Source organism: Colidextribacter sp. OB.20 (genome assembly GCF_009911595.1).
Classification (GTDB): Bacteria; Bacillota; Clostridia; order Oscillospirales; family Oscillospiraceae; genus Lawsonibacter.
In genome coordinates this window covers 1-9,185 of sequence record NZ_QWKG01000101.1, presented here as the reverse complement: position 1 = coordinate 9,185, position 9,185 = coordinate 1, and the positions used below count along the sequence as shown (strand labels likewise).

15 protein-coding genes are annotated in these 9,185 nt (G+C 56.9%); 5 read left to right on the top strand and 10 right to left on the bottom strand.

Going from position 1 to position 9,185, the window contains the following annotated elements:
• Positions 1 to 255: 255 nt before the first annotated feature.
• Complete coding sequence (locus D1641_RS17930) at positions 256 to 537, top strand: type II toxin-antitoxin system Phd/YefM family antitoxin (RefSeq protein WP_160668180.1); 282 nt, start codon at positions 256 to 258, stop codon at positions 535 to 537.
• Positions 524 to 841 carry a type II toxin-antitoxin system RelE/ParE family toxin gene (locus tag D1641_RS17925; RefSeq protein ID WP_160668179.1) on the top strand — a complete coding sequence of 106 codons (318 nt, stop codon included), beginning with the start codon at positions 524 to 526 and terminating at the stop codon, positions 839 to 841. The genes D1641_RS17930 and D1641_RS17925 overlap by 14 nt, the downstream gene beginning before the upstream one ends.
• 21 nt (positions 842 to 862) lie before the next feature.
• On the opposite strand, the gene D1641_RS17920 is transcribed toward D1641_RS17925, so the two are convergent.
• Positions 863 to 1,483 carry a stage II sporulation protein R gene (locus D1641_RS17920; RefSeq protein WP_160668178.1) on the bottom strand — a complete coding sequence of 207 codons (621 nt, stop codon included), beginning with the start codon at positions 1,481 to 1,483 and terminating at the stop codon, positions 863 to 865.
• 104 nt (positions 1,484 to 1,587) lie between these two features.
• Entirely contained in the window at positions 1,588 to 1,797 is a 210-nt protein-coding gene (locus D1641_RS17915; protein ID WP_160668184.1) for a helix-turn-helix transcriptional regulator, read from the bottom strand.
• Between the two features lie 108 nt (positions 1,798 to 1,905).
• Between D1641_RS17915 and D1641_RS17910 the strand changes: the two genes are divergently transcribed.
• On the top strand, positions 1,906 to 2,580 hold the full coding sequence (locus D1641_RS17910) for a hypothetical protein (protein ID WP_160668177.1): 675 nt from the start codon (positions 1,906 to 1,908) through the stop codon (positions 2,578 to 2,580).
• 52 nt (positions 2,581 to 2,632) lie between these two features.
• Here the strand turns inward: D1641_RS17910 and ispE are convergent, their stop codons facing one another.
• The 6 genes from ispE to D1641_RS17880 form a co-directional block, all read right to left on the bottom strand.
• Positions 2,633 to 3,529 carry a 4-(cytidine 5'-diphospho)-2-C-methyl-D-erythritol kinase gene (ispE, locus tag D1641_RS17905; protein WP_160668176.1) on the bottom strand — a complete coding sequence of 299 codons (897 nt, stop codon included), beginning with the start codon at positions 3,527 to 3,529 and terminating at the stop codon, positions 2,633 to 2,635.
• A gap of 103 nt (positions 3,530 to 3,632) precedes the next feature.
• Positions 3,633 to 4,904, bottom strand: coding sequence for a DUF1015 domain-containing protein (locus D1641_RS17900; protein ID WP_160668175.1), 1,272 nt, complete (start codon positions 4,902 to 4,904; stop codon positions 3,633 to 3,635).
• A 76-nt stretch (positions 4,905 to 4,980) separates the two neighbouring features.
• A complete protein-coding gene (locus D1641_RS17895; RefSeq protein WP_160668174.1) occupies positions 4,981 to 5,193 on the bottom strand; it encodes a hypothetical protein in 213 nt (70 codons plus the stop codon).
• Positions 5,194 to 5,796 (bottom strand): bifunctional phosphoserine phosphatase/homoserine phosphotransferase ThrH, encoded by a 603-nt coding sequence (thrH, locus tag D1641_RS17890; RefSeq protein WP_160668173.1) that lies wholly within the window; start codon positions 5,794 to 5,796, stop codon positions 5,194 to 5,196.
• A gap of 104 nt (positions 5,797 to 5,900) precedes the next feature.
• A complete protein-coding gene (locus tag D1641_RS17885) occupies positions 5,901 to 7,088 on the bottom strand; it encodes an aminotransferase class I/II-fold pyridoxal phosphate-dependent enzyme (RefSeq protein ID WP_160668172.1) in 1,188 nt (395 codons plus the stop codon).
• A complete protein-coding gene (locus D1641_RS17880) occupies positions 7,085 to 7,564 on the bottom strand; it encodes an Lrp/AsnC family transcriptional regulator (RefSeq protein ID WP_160668171.1) in 480 nt (159 codons plus the stop codon). Before D1641_RS17880 ends, D1641_RS17885 begins: the two co-directional genes overlap by 4 nt.
• Before the next feature lie 174 nt (positions 7,565 to 7,738).
• On the opposite strand from D1641_RS17880, the gene D1641_RS17875 reads away from it, so the two are divergent.
• Positions 7,739 to 8,107, top strand: coding sequence for a DUF4180 domain-containing protein (locus D1641_RS17875; protein ID WP_160668170.1), 369 nt, complete (start codon positions 7,739 to 7,741; stop codon positions 8,105 to 8,107).
• A 102-nt stretch (positions 8,108 to 8,209) separates the two neighbouring features.
• Here D1641_RS17875 and D1641_RS17870 read toward each other — a convergent pair whose 3' ends face one another.
• Positions 8,210 to 8,365: a hypothetical protein gene (locus D1641_RS17870; RefSeq protein ID WP_160668169.1), complete on the bottom strand. Its 156-nt coding sequence runs from the start codon at positions 8,363 to 8,365 to the stop codon at positions 8,210 to 8,212.
• Positions 8,366 to 8,505: 140 nt separating this feature from the next.
• On the opposite strand from D1641_RS17870, the gene D1641_RS17865 reads away from it, so the two are divergent.
• Positions 8,506 to 8,874: a hypothetical protein gene (locus D1641_RS17865; protein WP_160668168.1), complete on the top strand. Its 369-nt coding sequence runs from the start codon at positions 8,506 to 8,508 to the stop codon at positions 8,872 to 8,874.
• Positions 8,875 to 8,922: 48 nt separating this feature from the next.
• Here D1641_RS17865 and D1641_RS17860 read toward each other — a convergent pair.
• The coding region (locus D1641_RS17860; RefSeq protein WP_243149467.1) for an acetyl-CoA carboxylase biotin carboxyl carrier protein subunit at positions 8,923 to 9,185 on the bottom strand (263 nt) is incomplete at its 5' end.

Genomic DNA, 9,185 nt, shown 5'->3' with positions numbered 1-9,185 from the left:
CCGGGCCGCCCGGCGCAGCCGGCGCTCCCCCCAGAAGCCCGCGGGGTCCACCGCCCCCCGCAGCACATTCAGACCATACAGCCGGCCCGGCTCCGCCCGGCCCCGGCCCCTGGCCTCCAGAATCAGCTGTCCCACCAAAAAAAGCCCCCCTCTCCCCAACAGAGTATGCGGAGCGCGGAGCGAAAATTTCTCTTGCATAGATAGCAGGATAAGAGTATAATAATATTATAATTTCGCTATAAGGAGGCATCCCCTATGAACATCAAGCCTAGTGCCGCCATCCGTCAGAACTACAATGAGATTGCTGAGCTGTGCCGCTCCACCGGAGAGCCGGTCTACCTGACCAAAAACGGCGAGGGCGACCTGGTGGTTATGGATATTGAGTCCTTCACCCGCCGGGAAAAGATGCTGAAGCTGAGCGAAGAGCTGCTTGCTGTTGAGGCAGACCGGTTCCACGGGGCGAAGGATTATACTTTAGATGAGGTCCTGTCTATGATGAAGGATGCAATCAATGAGGTGCACCATGTCAGAGCGTGAACAGTACCGGCTCGTAATTTCCAAGCGGGCCGCATTTCAGCTGAGGAATCATGCGGTCTTTGCTGCGCGGCTGGAAGAACGCCTTGCCCAAAGGCTGATGTCTGATTTCCAGAATGCCGCGGAGGCGCTGACCCGTATGCCCTTTCAGGCGCCCTATTTCGACTCTGACATACTCCCCAGGAAGGTATATCGAAAGCTGCTTTTTGGCAAACGGTATCTGATGCTGTACAAGGTTCAGGGACAGACCATCTATATTGAATTTGTTGCAGATTGCAGACAGGATGATACGTGGCTGCTCCAATAGAATAGGGCGGTATTCACCGCCCTACCGTTCAAAAAAGCCCTGCAATTCGCCCACAAGCTCCATGGCCTTGAATTTCAGGACATAGCCCTCATTTTCGCCGGTAACCAGGGCGCTCTGCTCCGGGGTGAAGAGTCCGGCCTGGGCCGCCTGGTCCACCGTCTCGCTGGCTGCCCCCAGGCACAGGGGCGGAAAGGCCACGCACCACCAGTTTTGGCCCTTCCCCTCCCCGATTACCACCCGCAGGGCGGTGTAGTTCCCGGCGGGGAGGGCAAAGCCCTCATACTCCTTGGTAGGGAACCAGCAGCTCTCCAGCCGCGCGGTGACGGGGTAGTCCTGGCCCCGCTCCTCCACCACCGCCCGGCCGGCGGCGGCCAGAGTGTTCAGCTGCCCCTCCAGGGCCGCCTGAGCCTGGGCCAGGGTGGCCCCCTCCGGGTACAGCTCCGCCGCCTCCTCCAGCACCCGGTCCCGCACCGCCAGCTTCAGAGCCTGATCGGCCTGGCTGTCTGAGTTGGCAATGACATGCAGGCGGATCACGCTGTCCGCCAGCTCCCGCTGCTCCTGCCCCAGCCAGCTTCCCACCGCCAGCGCCGTTATGATTCCAACCATCAGCGCCAGCTCCCAGCGCTTCAATTTTCGATCCATATGTCCTCCCCAGGACGGAAAACCCGCCCACACTGTAAGTTTTCCTACAGTATGGACGGGTTTGTCGCGTTCTAAACCGTCCGGGTCAAAAAAACCTCGCCGAATCAAGATTCATTATCCTTAATATATTCCATAATGTCTTCTACTTTGCAATCCAATATTTTACAGAACATTTCTATTGTGTGGGTACTAACACTTTCATTTCTCTTCAACCTGGTGATTTGGGCAGGGCTCACATTGTATTTCTTTATCAACGCATATTGCGAAATTCCTTTCTCCTTCATCACACTCCATAAATTATTATAAGAAATCATAACATTCAAGCCTCACTTCCTACTTGAATGTTAAATTGAAATGATGTATAATCATATTAACCAATATCGGTTATCGTATACACCATCAAATAACAGGAGGAGATAAAAATGAAAAAATTTTACGTATTCTCACTTATCACAGCTCTAATCGTAACTTTAACAGCTTGTGGTGGGGGAAAAAACAAGAAAGCATTTGACGCATCCAAAGAAGCATACCAAAACGTTGATGCTGCTTATCAGATTATAGCCGACTTCGGTTCTGATATTTATGAGGCTTGGCGGCTTGGTATACACGATGATGATGAGATAATTGATGAAGGGTGCTCTTATCTTGCTAAAGAACTGGGGCTTTCAAAAAACGAAATTACAGATGGTACAGCATATACACTAGCTGACTTGATGGGAGATAACTGGGAAACATGTTCAGACCAGAAGAGAAATGAATATAGAGATATGGCTGATTTCTCTTTTAGCCTTATGGAAAATGATTTATTTTCCTGGTGTGTTATGGTTGCATCTAACGCATATAAAGTAAATGGAAAAGTCGCCGAGGTTCAAGAATACTTGGATATTGCCAAAGGACAAATGAAAGATTTATCAGAAAAGTATTCTGATTATGAACATTACCCTGCCTTGAAGGGGTATTATACTACAACTAGTTCCTTCTTCGATTTTTGTCAAAACCCAACCGGTTCATTTGAACAGCTAAAAACAACTATTGAAGGTTACAAAACCGATGCAAGAGATTATAAAGCCGATTTAGATTACATATTTGAAGAGTAAGCCATATTACAAAACAGAAAGGACAGCACATGATTGTGCTGTCCTTTCTGTTCTAAACCGTCCGGGTCAAAAAAACCTCGCCGCCGAAGTCGGCCAGCCGCGCCTGGGCCTCCCGGGCCCGTTCCTCGTCGTCGAACAGGCCAAAGGCGGTGGGGCCAGTGCCGCTCATGCTGGCTCCCAGAGCTCCGCTCTGAATCAGGACATTTTTGATGTCGTTCACCCGGGCCCGCTGGCGGTCAGGCAGGGCGTCCTCAAAGACGTTATACATCCGCCGGGCCACCCCGGTCAGATCCCCGGCCTCCAGGGCGGCAATGGCCCCCTGGGTGTCGGGCCGGCAGCGCAGGCGCACGCTGTCGATTTTGTTGAAGAGGGCGGGGGTGGAGATGGAGAACTCGGGCTTGCACAGCACCACCCAGCACTTGGGCAGGGGGGGCAGCGGGGTGAGGACCTCCCCCCTCCCCTCGGCCAGGGCGGTGCCGCCGATGACGCAGTAGGGCACGTCGGAGCCCACCAGCGCCCCGATCCCGGCCACTGTGTCCGGGTCATGATATCTGTCCTCCATCTGGTTCAGCGCCCGGAGGACGGCGGCGGCGTCGCTGCTCCCTCCGCCCAGGCCGGCACAGACGGGAATATGCTTCTCTATGCTGATGTCCAACCCACCGAAGCCGGGACTGCTCTTTAAGTCCTCGATGTCCCATCTCCCCGGCTCCTGGACGGTATCGCTCTCATACCAGCGCAGGGCTGCTTGGGCGGCCAGGTTCTTCTCGTTGTTGGGCAGGAAGTGGAGGCTGGTACATACCCGCAGCTCTCCCGTGTCATTATACGACAGGCTGAGTACATCGGCCAGCTCCACCGACTGCATAATCATACGCATATTGTGGTAGCCGTCCGGCCGCCTGTCCAGCACGTCCAGAGTCAGATTCAGCTTGGCGCGGGCCAAGACCTCCATGATGGGTGCCTCCCTTTCCTGCTTTTATTGTAGGGGGCGGTCTCTGTGCCGCCCCTTTATCCAATGCCTTGCGGGGAACGCGGGGCGGCGCAGAGGCCGCCCTCTACCGCCTGATCTTCCGGGCCTCCAGATAGAACCGCTTGTCCTGGGCCCGCCCGATGGAGAAGGCCTTGCGGGGCAGCATCCCGTCGCAGACAACAGTAGTAAACAGAGAATCCTTGCGGATGGGGGGCAGCAGAAAGGCCACCGCGTCCTCCCGCTCCCCGGCCAGCTGCTCTGCCGTCTCCGCCCCGTGGATATAATCCACTCGGGCTCTGGGGTGGGAGGCTATGTAGCTGTCCAAAAAGCTCTGGAGCGTGCCCACCGGCAGCTGGGCCTCGGGCCGGGTCACCGTAATCTCCCCCCGGCTCCAGCGGTTGATGGAAAAGGGCAGGACGTGTCCCTCTCCCCTGCCCTGGACGGCGGAGGGATAGAAGCTCATCAGGCCATCCAGCAGCTCCTCCGGCTTTACGCCAAAGACCACCCGGTGGATGGGCTCAAACTCCACCGCCTCGTCGTGGAGGTTGACCAGCTCGCACAGGGCATACCGGGAGGGCAGGCCGGGCCACTGGGCGGGGTCGGTCATCCTCTTGCGCCGCTCGTAGCACTCCTTGGCCGCAGCCAGGGAGTGATTGCCGTCTCCGGTGACAAAGAGCAGTCCGTCCAGCTCCTGCTCCACCCGGTCCTTCCGGGTGTTCAGCGCCTGGAGCACCTGGTTTTTCAGCTCCCGGGTGAGCAGCCAGCCTCTGATATGGCCGCCCTCCTCCATCAGCTCGAAGCAGTAGAGCAGCTCCATCTCCTCCGTCCGGGCGGACAGGGGCTCTATGATGACCCGGTTGGGGTCGTCCACCAGCAGCATCACGTGGGGCAGCTCAATAGGGGCGTTCTTCCGCACCGCCACCCGGGGGGGCACCCGGGACATAACCGTCCCCTCGGTGGCCCGGATGGCGGAAGCGGAGCCCGGCTCGTAGTCATAGGCCTCCAGGTCCACCGCCCCCATCAGGCCCCGGCGCACCTTCCCGTTGCTCAGGGTGCGCTCCACATAGATCAGGGCGTCGGGGCGCTCCTGAAAGCGGCCCTCCCGGAGATAGCGGCTCATGGTGTTGTTAATCTCCATGATGTCGGTCTCCACGCTGGGGCCCTCCAGGCAGCTCTCAGGCAGAATCAGACGCAGGGCGGAGGGGGCCCTGCCCACCCGGTCCCCCACCCGCTGCCAATACTCCGGCTGAGAGGTGTACTGGTCGCAGGCCACCACCGACCACAGGGACAGATCGCAGTCCCGGGGCAGAAGGATGTCGGCAGGCTTGAAGGGCAGAGCGTCGAAGTTGTTGTTCATTTTCCTCACCTGTTCTCTGTAGGGGCCGCTGCCTTCGGCGGCCCGTATTACGGCGGGGCGGCGAGGGCGCCGCCCCCTACTCCTCTTTCTTCTCTTCCAGCAGCTTGTCCAGCTTTTTCTCTATGCCGCCCAGCTTCTGAATCAGCATCCACAGAGCGCCCAATAGCAGGCTGCCCCCGACCAGACCAAAGACAAACCAGTAATCCTGCAAAAAACTCATCAATACAATCAAAACAGCAGCAAATATGACCGCATAGATGAAAAGTATCCCGATTTTATCCATCTTCATTCAGTCCAGCGCTCCCTCAATGGCAGCCAGGAGCTCATCAAACTCCTCAAAGGCGGGCAGCTCTGGGTGGGCGGCCTTGATGGCGTCAGTGGACTTGAAGAGGAAGCCCGCCTTGCCGGCCTGGATCATGGCCAGGTCGTTGAAGCTGTCCCCGGCGGCGATGGTGTCGAAGCCTATGGACTGGAGCGCCCTTACCGTAGTCAGCTTGGACTGCTCACAGCGCATTTGATAGCCGGTAATCTCCCCGTCCGCTCCCACCTCCAGGGTGTTGCAGAACAGGGCTGGCCAGCCCAGCTTTTTCATCAGGGGCTTGGCGAACTGCTCGAAGGTGTCGCTCAAAATGACCACCTGGGTCTCAGACCGCAACTTGTCCAGAAACTCCTTCGCCCCAGGCAGGGGGTCGATTTTGGCGATGACCGCCTGAATTTCCTTCAAACCCAGGCCGTGCTCCTTCAGAATGTCCAGCCGGTAGCGCATCAGCTTGCTGTAGTCGGGCTCATCCCTGGTGGTGCGGCGCAGCTCCGGGATGCCGGTCTCCTCGGCAAAGGCGATCCAGATCTCCGGGACCAGGACCCCCTCCATATCTAAACATACGATGTTCATAACTCATACATCCTTTGTGTTGTTGTGTAGGGCGCGACCACTGGGCGCGCCGCGATATTGCAGCTTCTTCCTAACGGCGCGCCGGGGTCGTCGCGCCCTACATATTACCCCTCCCGTCCCTGCTTTCTCCGCAGGTTGGTGAGGAAGTTGTCCATCCGGGCGATTGACTCGGCGATATCCTTCATAGAGGCGGCGTAGCAGGCCCGGACGAACCCCTCTCCCCCGGGGCCGAAGGCGGAGCCGGGGATAACGGCCACCTTCTCCTCCATCAGGAAGCGCTCGCAGAACTCCTCGCTGGTCAGGCCGGTGGAGCGGATATCGGGGAACACATAGAAGGCCCCCTTGGGCTCGAAGCACTGCAGGCCGATGCGGTTGAGATTCTCCACCAGATACCGGCGGCGGCGGTCATACTCCTCCCGCATGTGCTCAATGTCGCCGTCGCCGTTGCGCATGGCCTCCACAGCGGCGTACTGGCTGGTGGTGGGGGCGGACATAATGCCGAACTGGTGCAGCTTGGTCATGGCGGCAATGATGGGCTTGGGGGCGCAGACGTAGCCCATACGCCAGCCTGTCATGGCGTGGCTCTTGGAGAAGCCGTTGACCACGATTGTCCGGTCGTACATGTCAGTTAGGTTGGCCAGGGAGACATGGCGGCGGCCGTAGGTCAGCTCGGCGTAAATCTCGTCGGAGATCACCATGATATCGGTGCCCCGGAGGACCTCGGCGATGGCCTCCAGGTCCTTGCGGTCCATGGTGCCCCCGGTGGGGTTGGAGGGGAAGGGCAGCACCAGAACCTTGGTCCTGTCGGTGATGGCGTCCCGCAGCTCCTCCGGGGTAAGGCGGAACTCGTTTTCCGCCTTCAGGGTCAGATATTTGGGCACGCCTCCCGCCATCTCGGCCAGGGGGCCGTAGCAGACGAAGGAGGGCACCGGGACAATGACCTCGTCCCCGGGGTTCACCAGCACCCGCAGGGCCAGGTCGATAGCCTCGCTGCCGCCCACAGTAACCAGAATCTGGCTGGCATAGTCGTACTGGAGGTCAAACCGCCGGTTCAGGTAGCTGGCAATCTCCCGGCGCAGCTGGAGCATGCCGGCGTTGGAGGTGTATTTGGTGTGGCCCCGCTCCAGGGAGTAGATGCCCGCGTCCCGGATGTGCCAGGGGGTGACAAAGTCGGGCTCGCCAATGCCCAGGGAGATGGCGTCGGTCATCTCCTCCAGGATGTCGAAAAACTTCCGGATGCCGGAGGGCTTGATATTTTGAATGCGTTGATTTAAGATGTTGTCGTAATTCATACGAAGATGTACTCCCTTTCCTCCGGGTCCTGGGGGCGGAACACCAGATGCTTCTCTTTATATTTTTTCAGGATGAAGTGGGTGGCCGTTCCGGTGACTCCCTGGATGGGAGCCAGACGCTCGCCCACAAACTGGGCCACCTGGCGCAGGGTGCGGCCCGAGATGATGACGGTCAGGTCGAAGGAGCCGCTCATGAGATACATACTCTCCACCTCGTCGTACTGATAGATGCGCTCCGCGATGCGGTCGAAGCCGTCCTTTGATTGGGGTGTGACGTTCACCTCGATGAGGGCGGTCACGGTCTCCTTGTGCACCCGGTCCCAGTCAATGATGGCCTGGTAGCCCAGAATGGTCCGGTCGTCCTCATATTTTTTAACGGCGGCCTTGGCCTCCTCCTCTGACACGCCCGCCGCCGCGGCCAGCGCGCCGATGGGCATGGTGCAGTCCTGCTCCAGCAGTTCCAGCAGCTTTTCCATAATGCTCCTCCTTATGTGCGGTCAATATATTACTAGCTTACATTATACACGCTGTTGTAGAGAAAAACAATCCCAAACACAAAATAAGCGGGCTCAAGTTGACAAGCTGGCAGACTTGTGCTAATATCTGTCCTCAAGCTGGAATTTGTACCGCAGCTTTTAAAGGAGGAACTTATGAAGATTGAACTTTGGAAAGAAAATGGAGCTGATATTGCGGTGATTTCCGGCGATCAGGCTGTTATAACCGACGCGCAGTCCGCCCTGGACCTGATTATGTCCGTGAAGTGTGAGACGGGCGCGGAGCGAGTCGCCATCCCCAAGGAGCTGGTCCGCGAGGAGTTTTTCGTCCTCAGCACCGGCATCGCCGGGGAAATTCTTCAAAAATTTATCAACTACCACACGAAGGCCGCCATCTATGGCGACTACTCCCACTATACCAGCAAGCCTCTGAGGGACTTTATCTACGAGTCCAACCAGGGCAGAGACATCTTTTTCCCCGCGACCAGAGAGGAAGCCATCCAAATGCTGGCGCGGATACAATAATAACAGGGTACAGATTCCAGTTTTCAGGCGGCCATCCACAGTGAATGGCCGCCTTTTTTGTGCTGATGCAAAACAAGTCCCCGGTGTCAACCGGGGACACGTTCATTTCGCTGTGGGCCAATGGCGATATGGCTTTTCCTGCCTTACTGCGGTAAAGGCCCGCTCCATTTCATCCGTCATCTCTGGAGAATCCTCATCATAAACCACCGGAAGCTTTTTCGCACGGGCCAGCACAGCCCGCTCCTTATTGAATAACATCGCGCCCTCTTCCAGCCTAAACTTCTCTATAGTACACCTTCCTTTCCCTCGCTGTTCCAGCCACTTGCAAATTCTGCAAATTCAGTTATAATAAATACACCAAATAGAGCTTTCAAAATTAAAATAGAGGTATTTGATAGATGGAAAGGGTATTAGCGCAAAGAAAACAGTATACAGATGCTTTAGCTGTGCAAATACTGCGAAGCGGCTCAAATAAGGAAAAAGCAGAATTGGCAATGGCGTTAGGATTTGATTGCCCTGATTATGGTTTTGCACAGTCAATGTGTATTCAGCTTTTGCAAGCAGAGGATGAAATTGTTAGAGGAAACGCTATTATTGGGTTGGCCCATATCGCCCGTAGGTTTGGAAAGCTTGATAAAAGAGTAGTAAAACCGTACTTGCTGAGGGAATTGAGAGAGAATATAAAATGCAAGGACTTTATTGCAGATGCAGTCCATGATATTAATATGTATCTAGGCTGGAGCATAGCAGATCGTCGGTATAAGTAAGGAAACCCCCAGCGTCTTGAAACAGACGCCGGGGGTTCATTTGTCGATTTAACCCAGGGTCACCAGCAGGTCGTCGGTGTTGACGGCGGTGCCCACAGAGGCGGCCACGGCCTTGACGGTGCCGTCCACGGGGGCGGAGACCTCGATCTCCATCTTCATGGCCTCCAGGACGATGAGCACGTCGCCGGCCTTTACGGCCTGGCCGGGCTTGCACTCCACCTTAAAGATATTGCCAGGCATGGGGCTCTTCACGGCGGTCTCACCGGCGGCGGGGGCAGCGGCAGGGGCCGCAACGGGAGCTGGGGCGGGCG

Coding starts and splice junctions, on each gene's coding strand:
- D1641_RS17915 (WP_160668184.1), bottom strand. CDS start 1,797: ATGATTTCTTATAATAATTTATGGAGTGTGATGAAGGAGAAAGGAATT.
- D1641_RS17925 (WP_160668179.1), top strand. CDS start 524: ATGTCAGAGCGTGAACAGTACCGGCTCGTAATTTCCAAGCGGGCCGCA.
- D1641_RS17880 (WP_160668171.1), bottom strand. CDS start 7,564: ATGGAAAAGCTGCTGGAACTGCTGGAGCAGGACTGCACCATGCCCATC.
- D1641_RS17870 (WP_160668169.1), bottom strand. CDS start 8,365: ATGTTATTCAATAAGGAGCGGGCTGTGCTGGCCCGTGCGAAAAAGCTT.
- D1641_RS17885 (WP_160668172.1), bottom strand. CDS start 7,088: ATGAATTACGACAACATCTTAAATCAACGCATTCAAAATATCAAGCCC.
- D1641_RS17865 (WP_160668168.1), top strand. CDS start 8,506: ATGGAAAGGGTATTAGCGCAAAGAAAACAGTATACAGATGCTTTAGCT.
- ispE (WP_160668176.1), bottom strand. CDS start 3,529: ATGGAGGTCTTGGCCCGCGCCAAGCTGAATCTGACTCTGGACGTGCTG.
- thrH (WP_160668173.1), bottom strand. CDS start 5,796: ATGAACATCGTATGTTTAGATATGGAGGGGGTCCTGGTCCCGGAGATC.
- D1641_RS17930 (WP_160668180.1), top strand. CDS start 256: ATGAACATCAAGCCTAGTGCCGCCATCCGTCAGAACTACAATGAGATT.
- D1641_RS17900 (WP_160668175.1), bottom strand. CDS start 4,904: ATGAACAACAACTTCGACGCTCTGCCCTTCAAGCCTGCCGACATCCTT.
- D1641_RS17910 (WP_160668177.1), top strand. CDS start 1,906: ATGAAAAAATTTTACGTATTCTCACTTATCACAGCTCTAATCGTAACT.
- D1641_RS17895 (WP_160668174.1), bottom strand. CDS start 5,193: ATGAAGATGGATAAAATCGGGATACTTTTCATCTATGCGGTCATATTT.
- D1641_RS17920 (WP_160668178.1), bottom strand. CDS start 1,483: ATGGATCGAAAATTGAAGCGCTGGGAGCTGGCGCTGATGGTTGGAATC.
- D1641_RS17875 (WP_160668170.1), top strand. CDS start 7,739: ATGAAGATTGAACTTTGGAAAGAAAATGGAGCTGATATTGCGGTGATT.